Below are 17,346 nucleotides of genomic sequence, written 5' to 3' on the forward strand. Positions count from 1 at the left end.
CTCCTCGAGCCTGCGGCTACCAGACTTTCCACTCAGCCGAGCGGGATGCCCACATGTCGTTCAGCACCGTCTTGTCGCGCAGCGTATCCATCGGATGCCAGAAGCCACGATGGCGATAGGCCATCAGCTCGCCCTGCTTGGCCAGCTCGTCCATCGGCCCCCTCTCCCACATGACCTCGTCGCCTTCGATGAGGTTCAAGACGGAGGGATCGAGGACAAAGAAACCACCGCTGATCCAGGTGCCGCCGTTTTCCGGCTTCTCGTTGAATGCCTGGACGCGCGGATCCTCGTCTTCCAGATACATCGCGCCGAAACGGCCGACCGGCTGTACGGCGGTGACGGTTGCGCTTTTGCCGTGGTCCTTGTGGAACTTCAGCAGTGCCGTCAGGTCTATGTCGCCGACGCCGTCGCCATAGGTCATGAAAAATGGCTCGTTGCCCAGGAGATGCCGAATGCGGGCAAGCCTGCCGCCGGTCATGGTATCTGAACCCGTATCAGCCAGCGTGACGCGCCAGTCTTCGCTTGGCGGGTCGAGATAGGTGACGTCCGATGTCGCCAGATCGAAGGTCACGCTCGATCCACGCATGCGCAGGTCTTCAAAGAACTTCTTGATCAGATGCCCTTTGTAACCACAGCATACGATGAAGTCCTTCACGCCATGAGCGGCGTATATCTTCATGATATGCCAGAGAATTGGCTGTCCGCCAATTTCAACCAAAGGCTTTGGAACAGTCGACGTCTCTTCAGAAAGTCTTGTCCCAAGACCTCCCGCCAAAATTACTGCTTTCATAGTAAAACACGCCACCCGCTCTGTGACATCCACAAGAGGATTTCACATTAAACACAAAGGATACTCTAATGCCGGCAATTTCACGTGATATGCCAAGAAAAACATAAATCATCGGACCGGGCAAGCGCTTTTTAGTTATTGTTAAGCTTTAAAAAATGCAGGTGACAATAATAAAACGAAGATCGGGAGAATTGAGCAAAGTTATCCGGCAATAGGCAGGGCAGTCGTCAGAATATCGGGCTTTCGCCTTTGTATCAGACACTGCAGCAGCCACCCGTTGAGGAGGACCATCAGGGGATAGCCACAGCTCAATCGGGGACACAGCTCGATCATACAAAGCCTGCAAGTCAGCCCAAGGGCGCGGCGCGGTCAGCGTGCATCAAACAGCTCGAACCGGCCACCGCCGAGCTTCAACCTCAGGCCGAGAGCCAGAAGGGTCGCGCCGTAGCTCGCCGCACCAAAAGCCGCAATCAGGGCCATCTCGGCGAAGTCCGGTATTACCAGCCCGGCAAGCTGCGTCCGCAGCCAGTAGACGGCAACCACCATCATGGCGCCGGCCACCCCGACCTTCCAGAGGTTGGCGACCTGCCGTCGCAGGCCAAGGTTCAAAAGGCGGCGCAACAAGAAGACGTAAACGGTCCCCATGACGGCTGCCATGATCAGTCTGGCGAAGATGACACCCTCGATCGAGAAGAAATAGAAACCGATCGTGGCCGCAGTCGTCCGGAGGACGAAATCGATCAGGTTGATGCGAAACAGAACGTCCGGCCGGTCCAGTGCGAGGCTCAACGAGATGAGCGTCTGAAAATAGGGTACCGGCAGCATCGAAAGCGACAGGAGAGCCAGGTAAGGCGCGGCTTCCGCCCATTTCGGACCAAGCAGAAGATTGGTGACGAGATCCGCAGTCAGGGCGATGCCAAGCGTGGCCGGCACACAGATCAGCATGGCGATGCGGATGGCCTTCAGAAACGCGAGGCTCACCCGGCCACGGTCGGAACTCATCTTCGAAAACGCCGACATCAGCGGCTGCAGGGCAGGCCCGATGAGGCTCTGCGTCGGGATCAGCGATACATCGTTCGCCACCGTGTAACGGCCGAGCATCGCCTTTGGAACGTAAGCGCCGATCATCAGGCGATCATATTGCCAGTTCAGCGCAGACACGACCTGCGATGCGGTGAACCAGCCCATGAAACCGGCGAAATCACCCAGACGCTGGAGAGAGAAAGACGGGCGGTAACGGGCAAATACATAGGACATAATGGTCGTCACGCTCGCGGCGACGACATAGTTGGCGACCAGCGCCCAGTAACCGCCCTCGGTGTAAACGATCACGATAGCCGCGATAAGGCCGCAGACCTTGCTGGTCGTCTCGGCGATGAAGGTCGGCCGGAAGTCTATATTGCGGGCGAAATACACCATTGCCGGGCTGTACAGCCCCTTCACGACGGTGCCGATCGCAAGGATGCAGACCACCGGAACGAGTTCCGGATCGCCGTTTATCCAGGAATATGGCCAGGCGCAGCCGATTGTCAGGACCGCGACCGCAATACTTCGCAAAACGGCCAGGGTGAAGCCGGTATCGAGATGCTGCCGGTCTATCGTGGGAAGGCGCACGAGAGCCTGGGTGACGGGCACTTCCAGTACACTATCGATAATCAGCACCAGCGCCATGGCCAACGCAGTCACGCCAAAATCGGCGGGAACAAGCAAGCGCGCCAGAATGAGCAGATTGAGGAAATCGACAAGGCGGCCGAACAGGCGCGAGAAAATCAGCCAGGACGCGCCTCTTAACGTGGCAAATGCAAGCATTGACGACCCAACCCTCAAACAACAGAGACCGTCAGCGGGCCTTTACCAGCAAGGCTCACCGATAGAGAGAGCTTTCCGCCACCTGGATAGGATGACACGACGCGGAAGACTTCACAAACACAAACTATACGACTTCAACTCAGCCGGAGCGGCTAATTTTTCATCGAAACATGCCCTGCAAATACCGGAAACAGCAGCGACACGCCCTTCGACAAGCTGGACGATACACACAACCACGCAATAATCTATACTAAAATCAAAGATATTGTCGATATTCTACTGAGTTTCCATTCTACCGACTCGTAACTTATTGTGGATTTCTTCGTCTGATGACACAGTAATTATGGTAAGGATTTAGTCTCTGTGGTATTTCCCAAAACTATTGTTAGCCTTAGAGCCAACTGTAAAGGGGAATCGATGCATGATTCTTACGAGTTGCAGCAGGAAACGATATCCGAAGCCGAAGTCTTCGACGCAATCATCCTGGGCTCAGGCGTAAGCGGCCTGGTGGCTGCTTCAATCCTAATCCAGCAAGACAACAGACGTATTGCGGTTGTCGACGAATATGAAACCATCGGCGGAAACCACATCGACTGGTCGGCGAACGGATTTACCTTCGATGTCGGCAGCCTGATTTTTCAGGATGACTCTCCGTTGCTCAAGCATTTTCCGGAATTGCTGGAACACTATGTTCACATTCATCCGACCTGGGGCAGACTGAACCCTCAGGGAAAAGTTACCCGCTACCCGATTTCGATCCCCGACGACATTCTGCGTGCCGGACCACTCGCCATCTGCCGGATCGCGCTTTCCGTCATCCATGCGCGTCTTCGGCGCCGGCAGCTGCGCAACGCGAAGGATTTTGCGACATTCTGGATCGGCAGCTACCTGCTCAAGCGGTCGGGGCTGGAAAATTACATGGCCCGATTTTACGGTGTGCCGCCCGAATATATCGACCTGGAACCGGCGCAGAAGCGGATGATGTGGATCCAGGAGCATTCTTCGCTCAGGAGCCTGCTGCGAAAGATGCGACAGAAGAAATTGCCCCATATGCAGAACAGGCAGCTTGCACGGCCAAAGGAAGGATATGCCGCGCTCTACGAGCCGGCCAAGCTCAGACTGAGCAAAAACGGCATCACCTTCAAGCTCGGAACTCCGATTGCGAAGGTAGAGAAGGAGGCGGAACAATTTGTCGTGACATGCGCCCGCGGCAACCGGCTCGCCGCTGCGCGCGTGATCTCTACCGTACCGATCAACATCGCCAATCAACTTTGCGGATTGAGCCAAGAGAAACCGCTGCAGACGATCACGCTTATCAGCCTCTATTTCAGCTTTTCCGGCGAGCGCGGCTTCGAGCAATCGATCCTCTACAATTTCTCCTACGAGGCGGCGTGGAAACGACTGACCGTCTATTCGGACTTTTACGGCCGCACCGACGGCCGCGAATATTTTGCAGTCGAAGTGGTCGCCAACGATACGATTACAAGTATAGAATTGGCGGAAGCCGAATTCAGGGCGCATGTCGCCAGCAACACCATATTCAATGGCGACCTGAGGCTTGAAGGCGGCCAGGTTCTGGAAAATGCCTATCCGATCTATACGCATGGCGCACCGGCGGATGCCGCCAGGCAGATCGAGCGGCTGAGGCAATTCGGGATCGAATCTTTCGGTCGACACGGCGCCTTCAACTATCAGCCGACGGCCCGCGTTTCTACATTGGAAGCGGAGCAGGCTTTGGGCTATCGTCACCCGGTATCGGTCGGCAATCCGATACCGGAACCCACACGACAAGAAATTTGCGCTTATTCCATGTGAGAACGAGTAACCGATCATGCGTATCATGCATCTTCTCAACCATACCTATCGACTGAACGGACATGTGCATGCGGCAGTCGATCTGGCGTGCGAACAAAGAAGGCTCGGTCATGATGTGTGTATCGCCAGCGGTGGCGGCGACTTCGACCAGTTACTGGAAAGCAACCATGTAGCGACGCGCATTGTCGATCACGAACGGCGGGCATTGACAGTTGTCCGGTCAGTATTGGCGTTAAGACGGCATGTTAGGGAATGGAAGCCCGACGTCGTTCACGCGCATATGATGACGAGCGCCGTGATCGCCTATCCGGTCTGCAAGCTGTCCGGCATTCCTCTCGTGACGACCGTTCACAACGAATTCGAGAAAAGCGCCATTCTGATGGGGCTTGGCACCCGCGTGATTGCGGTCAGCGAATCCGTCAGCCGCTCGATGCAGCAAAGGGGCATTTCGGCGAAAAAGCTGCATGTCGTGCTGAACGGGACGATCGGAACGGCGCGCTTTGCGAACAGAGAGGCGGTGGCCGCAGACCTTTCGCATCCGAACATCGTTTTCGTCGGCGGCCTGCATCCGCGCAAGGGCGTTATCGATCTTATCCAGGCTTTCAAGACGGTTTACGCCACCTATCCGGCGGCGAGACTTTTCATCATCGGCAGCGGTCCGATGGAGAACGAATACCGGGAACTCGCCAGACAGACCGGCTACGGCGATGCAATCACCTTTCTCGGCGCAGTCGCGGATCCCTATCCCTATATGCTGGCAGCAGACATATTCGTCCTGCCCTCGCTTGCCGATCCGGCCCCCCTGGTCATTTCCGAGGCGCGCGAAGCACGCTGCGCCGTCATCGGAACCACGGTCGACGGCATCCCGCAGCTGCTGGAATTCGGCGAAGCCGGAATGCTGGTTCCTCCGGCCGCGCCCGACATGCTGGCCACGGCCCTCGCCGAGCTTCTGGCCGACCCGGCCAATCTTCTCGCCTGGCAGGAAAAAAGCCAGCTCCGTATCGATAATCTGACGATCGAGCGTGTTGCTCTCGAAACGACTGCCGTCTATCGATCCGCCATGACAAAGCCGAAGCTTGTTGTCGCCGCCAGTCTGCCAACCTGACGGCCTTCCTTTCAGAAATCATTCAATGCCGTTTTGTGGCGCGGAGACACATGGCGCGCCGGGTTTCGCGCGCACAAATCCGTGATAATCCGCTTTCGCGCCAAGAAATACATGCTCAACGCCTGGGTGCCAAATATTTTTTCGGCATAAAATCCCACCGAAATACACCCCTAGGTAGATAATTAAGTTATTGATTCGTTAAACCAATATTTTTCCTTTGGCCCGGAACAATCGTATTTCCGTACGGCCATGGTTAAGCTTAAAGCAATAAATAGTATTGAGCTTATTCACTTTGTAAAAATTTCATTTAACATAACGTCGTAAATAAACGGTAAATAAACTCAGGCGCAGATCCACACCGTAAACATAGTTTGAATCTATAGTATTGAGGCTAGATTCGATGATCACGCGTACCAAGAGTATTAATCAGCAGAGTCAACTAAAGGCTGCTGCAGAAACAGCTTTCGATCGACTGACGCCAACAATATTTCACGAGCAGTGGTGGCTGCAGGCCGCCACCGGTGGGCGGGTCGATTTCGTCGAAGTTACCGAGGGCGGACGAACGGTGGGACGCCTTCCGTATATGGTGAATTCCCGATACGGGCTGGCGAGCAGCAACATGCCGACGCTGACGCATTTTCTCGGACCCGGCATCGATGACGGCGGCGGCAGCGAAGCTAATCGCTATGTCAAACGTCACTCGATCACTCAGGAACTCATCCGCAAGCTTCCGTCGCTGTCATCCTTCCGCCAGAAGATGCATCGCGGCGTCTGCGACGCCCTGCCTTTCCAGGCGCAAGGATATAATGTCCAGGTCCAGTTCACCTTCGAGATCGAACCATACCCGGAAGCCGTGATCTGGAAGGCGATGCGCGACAAGACACGTAATGTCATTCGTCGCGCCGCCGAAAATTTCGATGTCTACGAAAGTTCCGACCCGGAAGCCTTCTTCCATCTTTCGGCGGTCCATCTCGAACAGCGGAATTTGAGGGCCAATATCGATTTCACAACTTGCAAGGAGATCGCGATCCAGGCGGTGAACCGCGGGCGCGGCCATATCTGGGTTGCGCGTGAGAGTGCAACCGGCGAACCGAAGGCAGCCATTTTCTGCGTCTTCGACAACAGTACCTATTATTACCTGATGTCGACCCGCGCGCCGGATGCCGGCAATGGCGTCGTGCCACTATTGCTCTGGAACGCGATCCAGTCAGCCTCGGCGATGGGATACGTCTTTGACTTCGACGGGATCGTCAATGCCGGCTCGATCCTGCTGTTTTCCGGCTTCGGCGGCAAGACATCCCCGCGCTACATCGTCACCAAAGCCAGCATGCCTTACCGCGTACTGCGACAGCTCCGCCGGATGGATACTTCGGTCCACAACGCATTTTGTTGAGGACAGATCGCTGAGCGGCTGAACATCTTACGAAATGATAACACGACCGCCTGATAGCGGATCGTGGCTGGGGCGCCAGGATTCGAACCTGGGAATGCCGGTACCAAAAACCGGTGCCTTACCGCTTGGCGACGCCCCAACGCGTCCATGACGGCACAAAAGCCGCACAGCAGGCGCTTCCTCTAGCAAAGCTTTATCTCGCCCTCAACGGCTATCTTCGTTCGCCCGCCTATTTTCCTTGCGATAGTTTTTGGAATAAAGCGGGGAATGACAAAGAAAACGACTGGCAAGACGCAGGGTATGGCAAGCGACATCGATTTCGACACCGAATTCTCTCCGGCTTACGGCACTGCCGTTGCGATCGCAGACGGTGTTGAGAGACTGACGGTCAACAACCCCTCGCCTTTCACCTTCCACGGCACCAACAGCTATATCGTCGGAAACTCCTCGGTTGCCGTCATCGACCCCGGCCCTGAAAACGAGGCGCATTTCGATGCACTGATGAAGGTTCTCGATGGCCGGACGGTCAGCCACATCTTCGTCAGTCATACGCATCGGGATCATTCGCCGCTTGCAAAGCGGCTGAAGGATGCGACAGGCGCGCTGACGGTTGCCGAAGGCCCGCACCGCGCATCGCGACCGCTGCATGAGGGCGAGATCAATCCGTTTTCCGAAAGCGCCGATACGGATTTCCGCCCGGATATCGCGATTGCCGACGGACAGGCGATCGAGGGCGACGGCTGGACACTTTCGGCCATTCATACGCCCGGCCATACGGCGAACCACTCGGCTTTCGCGCTCGACGGCACCGGCATCGTGTTTTCGGCCGATCACGTGATGGCATGGGCAACCACTATCGTTGCGCCGCCGGATGGATCGATGGCGGATTTCATGGCCTCGATCGAAAAACTTCTGGCCCGTACCGACCGGATCTATTTTCCCGGCCACGGTGGCCCGGTGCGCGAGCCCGCCTCGTTCCTGCGGGGCTTGCGGATGCACAGGCGCATGCGGGAACGGGCCGTGATGGAACGTATTCGTGCCGGCGACCGGCTGATCGCCGATATGGTCAAGGCCATCTACGTGAAGACCGATCCCAGGCTGCATGGCGCGGCAGCGCTTTCGGTTCTCGCCCATATCGAGGACCTGCTGGAGAAAGGACGGGTGACGACAGACGGTCCTCCGTCCCTGCTCGGCTCCTACCGTCCGGCCTGAGCGGGTAATTTAGCCGCCGGCCAGCCCGAGCAGTTCGGTATCTAGCCGATCGAGGAAATCCTCGGCGATTTCGGCGCCGAAACCGAGGTCGTGCGGCCCGTAACGGGAAACGACGCGGATATCGACGAATGTCGTTTCGGCATCCTCACGCAACCGGATCACCACGTCGAAGCGCAATCCGGCGATGAGGGTACGTGTCGCGCCCTGCAGTACAACCTCGGTCGGATTGCCGACAGCGGCATCGAGGGATGGTTCCGGCCGCGGCATTGGAACGGGTGCAATGTCCGGAACGGGGGCCTGGTCATCCTTGGGGGCGCTCCGTTCGGTCAGATCAGGCTCGACCAGCGAAAGGCCTTCGGTCTTGGCGATCGCAATCCTGGCCGACAGGGATGCCTTGCGGACGCCATCATAAACGCGGTCGAGCGCGCCTTCGTATCGTCTGCCGATCAGCCCCGGATAAGCGGCGAATTGGGCACGCCGTTCGCCGGCTGCCGGCGCCGGGGGTCTCGGAAGCCAACGCTGGGCAAAATGCGGCTCGGAGATGAAAGCCGGCGGATCTGTCAGATCGGTCGAGATGTCGTAGATCGCCGGTGCCGTGTAATATTGCATCGCGCCGTAAACGACGGTGCCGAGCGGCAGCGCCGCATAGATCAGCCCCTTCGTGGCCGCGATGCCGCCATCCGCCCCGACCTGCCACAGACGGACAATGCCGATCAGCGAAAGCGGCAGGGATACGGCGGCGATGGCTGCGGAGAGAAACAGCAGCGCCAGGAAATCCGGCTCGATCAGCGGACCAAAGCGGTGGGCAAGCACCACGAGCAGAAACAGAAGCAATGCCGACAAAGCCAGCCGCCGGCCGAGATAGGCGGAATGGGATACGGGCCGGACGAAACGGACTGTCATTTTGCGGCGCAAGCTCCGGGCGAAACAATCATGACTGTGTAGGACAGGTGTTGAAGAAATGGAATCTCAAAGCGGCGCAGGCCTCCTCCACGGCTGCGTACAACCCGTTTTTCCACCTCGATTTTTCGTGATGCCCCGCGCATTTTCGCGACGAATGCTCTACATAGCTGTTCGCGGCTCTCGCGCGCGATCTGATGGAGCATGACCATGCGTCTTCACCGAATTCTCATTCCCTCGGCACTGCTGCTGTTGCTGGCCTCGTGCCAGACATTAACGCCGGAGGAGAGACGAGCGGCCGACGAGAGAACCTGCATGGGTTACGGCTTCCGCACCAAGACCGATGCGATGGCGCGATGCCTGCTCGATATCGAACTCGACCGGCGCGCACAAAGCCGTTCGATGATGGAGCGCAGTGACTCGATGTTCTGGCGCCCACCGATCGTGGTGGAGCGGCGGGTGATCGTTCATCGGCGGTGATTGCCGCTACTGACGATACTGCAGCTCGATCCTGATTCCTTCAGGGCCGTAGACAAATATCTGGCCGATGCCCGCGCCGGGTATCTGATCGTGTTCGATCCGGAAGCCTGTTGCGGTCGCTCGTTTGATCGCGTCGTCACGGTCGAAAAATGCGAAGGCGGCGTGGTTGAGCATTCCCTGCGGGAAATCGTTTTGGCGCTCCACGATATTGAGATGGATTGCCGGGTGACCATCGAGATAAAGCCAGTGGCCGGGCATCTCGAAGGGCGGTCGTTACCCCTCCTCCACTCCGAGAAGCGTCTTCAGGAAATCGATCATCGCTTTCGCATCACGGGCATGGATATTGACATGATCCAGACGTGGCATCGGCCTCTCCCACGGTTTTCCGCCAAGGGGAGCACAATAGCATGACGCGATCAGTCAGAGCATCTGACCTGGTGGTCACAAAGCGGCCGTCAGGCGTTGCGCTTGGCGATCGCGGCCTGCGCTGCCGCCAGCCGTGCTACCGGCACGCGGAAGGGCGAGCAGGAAACGTAGTCGAGATCGGCATTTTCGCAGAAATGGATCGATGCCGGATCGCCGCCATGTTCGCCGCAGATGCCCATCTTGAGATCCGGCTTGGTCTTGCGTCCGCGCTCCGCCGCTATCTGGATCAGTTCGCCGACACCGTCGAAATCCAGCGAGACGAAGGGATCGTGTTCGATGATCCCCTTTCTCTGATAGGTCGGGATGAAGGTGGCGGCGTCGTCACGGGAAATGCCGAAGGTGGTCTGTGTCAGATCGTTGGTGCCGAAAGAGAAAAACTCGGCGGTTTCGGCAATCACATGGGCGCGGATCGCGGCACGCGGCAACTCGATCATGGTGCCGGTCAGATAACCGATCTTCACATCGGTCTCGCCGAATACCTCAACCGCAACGGCATCGATCACGCCCTTGACGTAGTCGAGTTCGGCCCGGAGGCTGACCAGAGGCACGAGGATTTCGAGCTCGACCGGCTCGCCGGTCTCCCTGGCAGCTTCGGCTGCAGCTTCGAAGATGGCGCGCGCCTGCATCTCGGCAATCTCGGGATAAGAGATCGCCAGGCGACAGCCGCGGTGGCCGAGCATCGGGTTAAATTCGTGGATTGCGTCGATACGGCGGGCGAGAAAGGCTGGCGGCATGCCCATGGCACGGGCGACGTCGTCGATTTCTGCTTCGGTCTTCGGCAGGAATTCATGCAGCGGCGGATCGAGAAGGCGGATCGTTACCGGCAGGCCGTGCATGATGGTGAAAAGCTCGGTGAAATCCGATCGCTGCAGCGGCAGAAGTTTTTCCAGCGCTGCACGCCGGGCCGTCTCGTCCTCGGCAAGGATCATCTCGCGCATCGCAAGGATGCGCTCGCCCTCGAAGAACATGTGCTCGGTACGACAAAGACCGATGCCTTCTGCACCGAAAGAACGGGCCGAACGGGCATCCTGCGGCGTATCGGCATTGGTTCGAACCTGCATACGACGCGCCTTGTCCGCCCAGGTCATCAGCTTGCCGAAATCGCCGGACAGTTCCGGCTGCTGCATGGCGACACTGCCCTTGAGGATCTGGCCGGAGGAACCGTCTATGGTGACGATGTCGCCCTTCTTGAGCGTGACGCCGCCGACACCGGTCAGAAGCTCGTTGCGCAGGTCGACACGCATCGAGCCTGCGCCAACGACGCAAGGGATGCCCATGCCGCGGGCAACGACCGCCGCATGGCTTGTCATGCCGCCGCGTGTCGTCAATATCGCTTCCGCGGCGTGCATGCCGTGGATGTCTTCCGGGCTGGTTTCGATGCGGACAAGAATGACGCGACGCCCTTCGGCTTCCGCGTCGACGGCCTGTTCGGCGGTGAAGACGATCTCGCCGGTTGCGGCACCCGGCGAAGCGGGAAGACCCGAACCGATCTGGTGTCGCTCGACGCGCGGATCGATGGTCGGGTGCAGCAGCTGATCAAGTGACGGCGGGTCGATGCGACAGACCGCCTGTTCTTCGGTAATCAGGCCTTCCTCAACCATATCGACGGCAACCCGCATGGCAGCCTTCGTCGTCCGCTTGCCGTTTCGCGTCTGGAGCATCCAGAGCTTGCCGCGCTCGACGGTGAACTCGACGTCCTGCAGGTCCTGATAATGTCGCTCAAGACGTTCGCAGATTTCGCGAAATTCCTGAAACGTCTCCGGCATCAGCTTTTCCATCGACGGCTTTTCGGAGCCGGATGCAAGCCTGCCTTCCTCGGTGATCGACTGCGGTGTGCGGATGCCGGCGACGACATCTTCCCCTTGCGCATTGGCGAGAAACTCGCCGTAAAGCGCCTTTTCACCGGTGGACGGATTGCGGGTGAAGGCAACGCCGGTGGCCGAGGTGGAACCGAGATTGCCGAACACCATGGCCTGGACGTTGACCGCCGTGCCCCAGGTTTCAGGAATACGATGGAGGGTGCGATAGGTGACGGCGCGGGCATTGTGCCAGCTGGAAAACACGGCGGCTATCGCCTTCCAGAGCTGCACATGCGGATCCTGCGGGAAACTTTCGTCCAGTTCATCTTCGATCAGGCGCTTGTACAGATCCACGACATGCTGCCATTCGACGGCGGAAAGATCGGTGTCGTTCTGGCGGCCGAGGCGGCCTTTCTCGTCTTCGAGAACCTCCTCGAAGATTTCATTGTCGAGACCCATGACGACATCGGCATACATCTGGATGAAGCGGCGATAGCTGTCCCAGGCAAAACGGGCGTCGCCGGCATCATGACCCAGCGCCTGCACCGTCTCGTCATTAAGGCCGAGATTGAGGACCGTATCCAGCATGCCGGGCATGGAGGCGCGCGATCCCGAACGGACGGAAAGAAGCAGCGGGCTCTCGCTGCCGCCGAAAATGCGGCCGGTTTCTTGTTCGACCGCTTTCAGCCCGGCCAGGACATCGGCCTTCAGGTCGTCGCAGAGTTTTCGATCATTGCGGAAAAATTCTTCGCAGCAGTCACAGGTGATGGTCAGCCCCGGAGGCACAGGCAGGCCAAGGCTTGCCATCTCGGCAAGATGCGCTCCTTTGCCGCCCAACAACGCGACATCCACCGCACCGCCATCGGCCTTTCCGCCGCCGAACCAGTAAACCCGTTTTGCCATTCCTGCCTCCCCGCTCATTGTTCCCCGAAATTCAGAGCTTTTGCAACAGCTTGGGAAATCATGACGGCAGGATTATGTGCGCTGCAGCATTAAGCAACAGGCAATTTGGCGCAATTTGCGGGAGAGCCGGATGTTGGAGATAAAAGCTTTGCGGGGCCGGATCACACTCGGCCCCGCAAAGCCTTCCGCGTAGGACAGGAGACCCACGCGGGGGGTACATATTCGCCGAAATGGCCTTTGCGCCCAAAAGACGCCCCCCAGCCCCCGCCGAATCCGTAATTCTGCATAGCCGTATACCACATCGGGCGCATCCCCTATATGGGTGAAACAACGTAGATGTGACTACAATCAATTATGGCGCGGAAAACTGTCGCTTTTTTCAGCTTGCCTCGCGCAACAGCTCGGCGGCCTGCAAATCCACAGATACCAGCTGGGAAACGCCCTGTTCCGCCATGGTCACACCGAAAAGCCGGTTCATCCGCGCCATGGTGATGGGGTTGTGGGTGATGATGACGAAACGCGTCTCGGTCGATGCGGCCATTTCGTCCATCAGGTTGCAGTAACGCTCGACATTGTGGTCGTCGAGCGGCGCATCAACTTCGTCCAATACGCAGATCGGCGCCGGATTGGTCAAGAAGACAGCAAAGATCAGCGCCATGGCCGTCAGCGCCTGTTCGCCGCCGGAAAGAAGCGTCATCGTCTGCGGTTTCTTGCCGGGTGGACGGGCGAGGATTTCGAGGCCCGCTTCGAGCGGATCTTCGGATTCGATCAGCTGCAGTTCCGCAGTGCCGCCCCCGAACAGATGGGTGAACAGGCGCTGGAACTGGGCGTTTACGACGTCGAAGGCGGCGATCAGGCGTTCGCGACCTTCCTTGTTGAGGCTCTGGATGGCGCCGCGCAGCTTGCGGATCGCATCGACCACGTCGTCACGCTCGCGTGTCAAGGCGTTGAGCTTGTCGGACAGTTCCTTCTGCTCCTCGTCGGCACGAAGATTGACGGCGCCAAGCCGCTCGCGCTCCATCTTCAGGCGATCGACATCACGCTCGATGGTACGGATATCCGGCAGCGGCTGGCCGGGCTGCAGGCCTGTGAGGCGCAGCACTTCCGGCGGCGAGACATTTAAGGCTTCGCGGATACGCTGCTCGCTCTCGTGACGCCGTTCGGCAGCAGAGACGAGGCGTTCTTCGGCACGGCCACGTTTCTCGCGCACATCGGCAAGTTCCGACAATGCGATTGCGGCGCGCTGGTCTGCCTCCCGCTGACGAGTTTCGGCGGTTACCAGTTCGTCGGCAGCAAGTTTTCGCGCCTCTTCCGCCTTCTGCAATGCAGACATCAGGCTGCGGCGGCGATCGTCCACCTCCTCCGGTGCCGCTTCCAGCTCGACGATTTCGTCGCGGGCCTCTTCCTCGCGTTCGCGCAGACTATCGATATGGGCGGCAGCGCTGTCGGACCGCGCCTTCCACGACGAGCGTTCCTGGGCAATCGCAGCGATGCGGCGCTTGCGAGCTTCGAGTTCGCGGCTCAGCCCTTCATAGCTGGCGCGCGCTTCCGCCAGACGCCCGCGATCGGTCGCAACCGCGGCTTGCTGATCGCGCAGACGGTTGTCGAGATCGGAGAGATCCGGTGCGTTTTCCAGCTCGATGCGGGCATTCTCGCCCTGCGCCTCGACGTCCTCGATCTGCGCATCGACCTGGCTCAGAGCCTCAGACACGACATCGCGGCGGCGCATGAGATCGCCGGACGCGCGTTCGGCGGCGGCAAGAGCCTCGCGGGCATCGGCGACCTGGCGCGTGGCAAGCCTCACACGGTCACGGGCATCGGCAAGCATCCGCTCGCTGGTGGCAATCTCGGCTACGGCCTCCTCCAGAAGGCTTTCGCATTCCGACAAAACATCACGGGCTTCATCGATCTCGGCTTCGAGTTCGGACAGGCGGTTCTTCTGCGACAGACGCAAGGCGGCGGCACCGGGCGCTTCCGACCCGGTCACATGACCATCCCAGCGATAAACGGCGCCGTCCTTGGTCACCAAACGCTGGCCGGGCTTCAGCGAAGCCATCAGTTTCGCGGCGTCGCCGGCGGAGACGATGCCGATCTGGGCCAGCGCGCGCGCCAGTTCCGGTGGAGCCGTGACGCGGGATGATAGCGGCGGCGCACCATCCGGCAGACGCGGATCGGCTGAGGCATCGCCATTCACCGACCAATAGGTGGGAGCGGCGTCATCCACCGGGCTTTCGAGATCATCGCCGAGCGCTGCACCAAGGGCTGCTTCATAACCGCGCTCGACATGGACCATTTCGGCGACCGGCACATAGTCACCCGAGGCGGCACCGGCGGCGAGCATTTTTGAAATCGTGCGGGCTTCGGTTTCCAGGCCGTTCACCACGGTCTTGGCATCCTCCACGGGACGACGTGCAGAAGCTTCGGCAGCGCGCGCGGTGCCAATCTCAGCCTCGGCCTCTTCGGCGGCGGCGGTCGCATCTTCCAATACGATCTCGGCGGCCTCGACCAGTTCGGCCTTTTCCGCCGGGTCATCCAATGACGCCAGACGTTCGGAAACGGAGTCGAGTTCGGCGCTCGCATCCTGCCGCTGGCGATCGAGACGCTGGCGGCGTTCGGCAAAATCGCGGATCAGGCGTTCGAGCTGGTTGCGTCCCGCTGCCGCCTCGGCGCGTTCGCCGGTAATCGTCGCCAGCGATTGCTCGCTTTCGGCAAGCGCTGAGCCGGTCGCCTCGAATGCCTCGCGCAGATCGGCACTTTCGGCACCGCTGTCTGCCAGCATGTCGCTCAGCTCGGCTTCTTCCTCGTCCAGCTTTTCAAGAAACGCGGTATTGTCGGCGGCGAGTTGCTCCTCGCGGCGAATGTCCTCGGCCAGTTGGGCAAGACGGCGGGTCAGCTCGTCGCGCCGCTTCAGCAGGCGACCCGCCTCTTCCTCGAGCTGGCTGCGGGCGATCTGCAGGCGCTGCAGGGCGGCACCGGCTTTCGCCTCTTCCTCACGCAGTTCCGGCAGTTTCAGGCTGGCAATCGCCTGATCCTTCGCCGCCTGCATCTGGCCCTGAGCTTTTTCGGCGACAATGTTGGTGATCTGGTTCAGCGCGGTCTGAGCTTCAAGCTCGGCCTGTTCGGCCTCGACCCAACGGATATGCAGCAGCATCGCGTCGCGGGCGCGGATATCGGCAGAGAGCGACTTGAAGCGGTTGGCCTGACGTGCCTGACGTTTGAGGCTTTCGATCTGGCTTTCCAGCTGGACGACGACGTCTTCCAGACGCTCCAGATTGGTTTCGGCGCCACGCAGGCGCAGTTCAGCCTCGTGCCGGCGGGAATGAAGGCCGGAAATACCGGCAGCCTCTTCCAGCAGCTGGCGACGGGCCTGCGGCTTGGCGTTGATCAGCTCGCCGATCCTGCCTTGCCCGACCATGGAGGGAGAGCGGGCGCCGGTTGAGGCGTCGGCGAAAAGCAGTTGCACATCCTTGGCGCGGCTTTCCTTGCCGTTGATGCGGTAGACGGAACCGTTTTCCCGCTCGATGCGGCGGGTGACCTGGATCTCGTCTGCATCGTTAAAGGCGGCCGGTGCGGTGCGATCGGAATTGTCGAGGTAAAGGCCGACTTCGGCTGTGTTGCGTGCCGGACGGTTGCCGGAGCCGGAAAAGATGACGTCGTCCATGCCGGACGCGCGCATGTTCTTGTAGGAGTTTTCCCCCATCACCCAGCGCAAAGCTTCGACAAGATTGGACTTGCCGCAGCCGTTCGGCCCGACCACACCGGTCAGGCCGCGCTCGATGAAAAATTCCGTCGGCTCGACGAAAGACTTGAACCCGACGAGGCGCAGCTTGTTGAACTTCATGCTGCGCCCCTCACTCTCTCAGGTGAGAGAGCGTTATCAGATGCTGTCGAAAAGCGCCGACATGGATTCAACCGACATGTCTCCAGAATACTTCTTCCCGTTGATCAGGAAGGTCGGCGTGGAGTTGACGGCGAATTCATCCGCACCCCGCTTAACCGAAGCGTTGATTTCATCGAGAAGCTTCTGGTTCGTCAAGCAGGCTTCGAAACTCTGCTGTGTGTAACCGGCGATCTTGACGGTCTGCATCAGCGCATTACGCACATCCTTGTCGGCCGGGGCTGCCCAGGTGCGCTGCTGCTTGAACAACATCGAGACCATGGCGAAATACTGTTCCGGTGTCGCAAGCTCTTCCGGCTTCTGCGGATTGCTGCGTGCCAGCATGAAGGCTGCGGTCGCGACCGGATCGAACGGGAATTCGCGGATGATGAACTGCACCTTGCCGCTATCGATGTACTTGGTCTTGATCGGATCGAAAGTGACATTGTGGAAGTTTGCGCAATGCGGGCAGGTCATCGACATGTATTCGATAACCTTGATCGGGGCATCGGCATTGCCGAGCGCCATTTCAGGCAGAGGACCCGGCTTCAGCGCCGCAGCCATATCGACAGTTCCCTGCGATTCCGGCTTTTCCTGAGCGAATGCGTCTGTGACGCTAAGCGGAAGGGCAAGAGCGAGCGCAGTGACAGCCACGCCGCCGAGAAGCGCGCGCCGTGTCGTGGTCATATCGTTCAAAAGCATGGGACACCCGTGTGAGAGCAAAAAAGAAAGATTGGAACCTCCGTATCCCGGCGCTCAATCCTCGGCAAGTTGCCGTTAAGTAACTTACTTCAAAGAATTGTGACGAAAGCTGGGAAATCAACCGCCTTAGCCAGC

At 59.1% G+C, this 17,346-nt stretch carries 12 protein-coding genes, 1 tRNA gene and 1 pseudogene; 5 read left to right on the forward strand and 9 right to left on the reverse strand.

Annotated elements, in window-relative coordinates; genetic code table 11:
• Window positions 1–16: 16 nt before the first annotated feature.
• Together rfbF and FHP24_RS06235 are read right to left on the reverse strand one after the other, a co-directional pair.
• Window positions 17–790 (reverse strand): glucose-1-phosphate cytidylyltransferase, encoded by a 774-nt coding sequence (rfbF, locus tag FHP24_RS06230; RefSeq protein WP_139674371.1) that lies wholly within the window; start codon window positions 788–790, stop codon window positions 17–19.
• Between the two features lie 369 nt (window positions 791–1,159).
• Window positions 1,160–2,599, reverse strand: a complete 1,440-nt coding sequence (locus FHP24_RS06235; protein WP_139674375.1) for a lipopolysaccharide biosynthesis protein — start codon at window positions 2,597–2,599, stop codon at window positions 1,160–1,162.
• Window positions 2,600–3,016: 417 nt separating this feature from the next.
• Here FHP24_RS06235 and FHP24_RS06240 point away from each other — a divergent pair, with 417 nt between their 5' ends.
• The 3 genes from FHP24_RS06240 (at window position 3,017) to FHP24_RS06250 (ending at window position 6,912) form a co-directional block, all read left to right on the forward strand.
• A complete protein-coding gene (locus FHP24_RS06240) occupies window positions 3,017–4,414 on the forward strand; it encodes an FAD-dependent oxidoreductase (protein WP_139674377.1) in 1,398 nt (465 codons plus the stop codon).
• A 16-nt stretch (window positions 4,415–4,430) separates the two neighbouring features.
• A complete protein-coding gene (locus tag FHP24_RS06245) occupies window positions 4,431–5,519 on the forward strand; it encodes a glycosyltransferase family 4 protein (RefSeq protein ID WP_139674380.1) in 1,089 nt (362 codons plus the stop codon).
• A 400-nt stretch (window positions 5,520–5,919) separates the two neighbouring features.
• Window positions 5,920–6,912 (forward strand): GNAT family N-acetyltransferase, encoded by a 993-nt coding sequence (locus tag FHP24_RS06250; RefSeq protein ID WP_139674385.1) that lies wholly within the window; start codon window positions 5,920–5,922, stop codon window positions 6,910–6,912.
• A 64-nt stretch (window positions 6,913–6,976) separates the two neighbouring features.
• Here the strand turns inward: FHP24_RS06250 and FHP24_RS06255 are convergent.
• Window positions 6,977–7,051 (reverse strand) — tRNA-Gln (locus FHP24_RS06255).
• A gap of 128 nt (window positions 7,052–7,179) precedes the next feature.
• Between FHP24_RS06255 and FHP24_RS06260 the strand changes: the two genes are divergently transcribed.
• On the forward strand, window positions 7,180–8,124 hold the full coding sequence (locus FHP24_RS06260) for an MBL fold metallo-hydrolase (protein WP_246091616.1): 945 nt from the start codon (window positions 7,180–7,182) through the stop codon (window positions 8,122–8,124).
• 9 nt (window positions 8,125–8,133) lie between these two features.
• Here the strand turns inward: FHP24_RS06260 and FHP24_RS06265 are convergent, their stop codons facing one another.
• Together FHP24_RS06265 and FHP24_RS06270 are read right to left on the reverse strand one after the other, a co-directional pair.
• Complete coding sequence (locus tag FHP24_RS06265; RefSeq protein ID WP_139674388.1) at window positions 8,134–9,027, reverse strand: DUF1499 domain-containing protein; 894 nt, start codon at window positions 9,025–9,027, stop codon at window positions 8,134–8,136.
• Window positions 9,024–9,236 carry a hypothetical protein gene (locus FHP24_RS06270; protein ID WP_139674391.1) on the reverse strand — a complete coding sequence of 71 codons (213 nt, stop codon included), beginning with the start codon at window positions 9,234–9,236 and terminating at the stop codon, window positions 9,024–9,026. The genes FHP24_RS06265 and FHP24_RS06270 overlap by 4 nt, the downstream gene beginning before the upstream one ends.
• On the opposite strand from FHP24_RS06270, the gene FHP24_RS06275 reads away from it, so the two are divergent.
• Complete coding sequence (locus FHP24_RS06275) at window positions 9,235–9,504, forward strand: hypothetical protein (RefSeq protein ID WP_139674394.1); 270 nt, start codon at window positions 9,235–9,237, stop codon at window positions 9,502–9,504. The two genes, FHP24_RS06270 and FHP24_RS06275, sit on opposite strands and share 2 nt — an antisense overlap.
• A 6-nt stretch (window positions 9,505–9,510) precedes the next feature.
• On the opposite strand, the pseudogene FHP24_RS29330 reads toward FHP24_RS06275, so the two are convergent.
• The 4 genes and pseudogenes from FHP24_RS29330 to FHP24_RS06295 all read right to left on the reverse strand — a co-directional run bounded on the left by FHP24_RS29330 (window position 9,511) and on the right by FHP24_RS06295 (window position 17,211).
• Window positions 9,511–9,870, reverse strand: a pseudogene (locus FHP24_RS29330) (VOC family protein).
• Window positions 9,871–9,959: 89 nt separating this feature from the next.
• Window positions 9,960–12,632 carry a pyruvate, phosphate dikinase gene (ppdK, locus tag FHP24_RS06285; RefSeq protein ID WP_139674397.1) on the reverse strand — a complete coding sequence of 891 codons (2,673 nt, stop codon included), beginning with the start codon at window positions 12,630–12,632 and terminating at the stop codon, window positions 9,960–9,962.
• A gap of 379 nt (window positions 12,633–13,011) precedes the next feature.
• Window positions 13,012–16,473, reverse strand: coding sequence for a chromosome segregation SMC family protein (locus FHP24_RS06290; protein WP_139674401.1), 3,462 nt, complete (start codon window positions 16,471–16,473; stop codon window positions 13,012–13,014).
• A 36-nt stretch (window positions 16,474–16,509) separates the two neighbouring features.
• Entirely contained in the window at window positions 16,510–17,211 is a 702-nt protein-coding gene (locus FHP24_RS06295; RefSeq protein ID WP_139674404.1) for a DsbA family protein, read from the reverse strand.
• Window positions 17,212–17,346 lie beyond the last annotated feature (135 nt).

The sequence above is a fragment of the Aliirhizobium smilacinae genome (genome assembly GCF_006335145.1).
Lineage (GTDB): Bacteria > Pseudomonadota > Alphaproteobacteria > Rhizobiales > Rhizobiaceae > Neorhizobium > Neorhizobium smilacinae.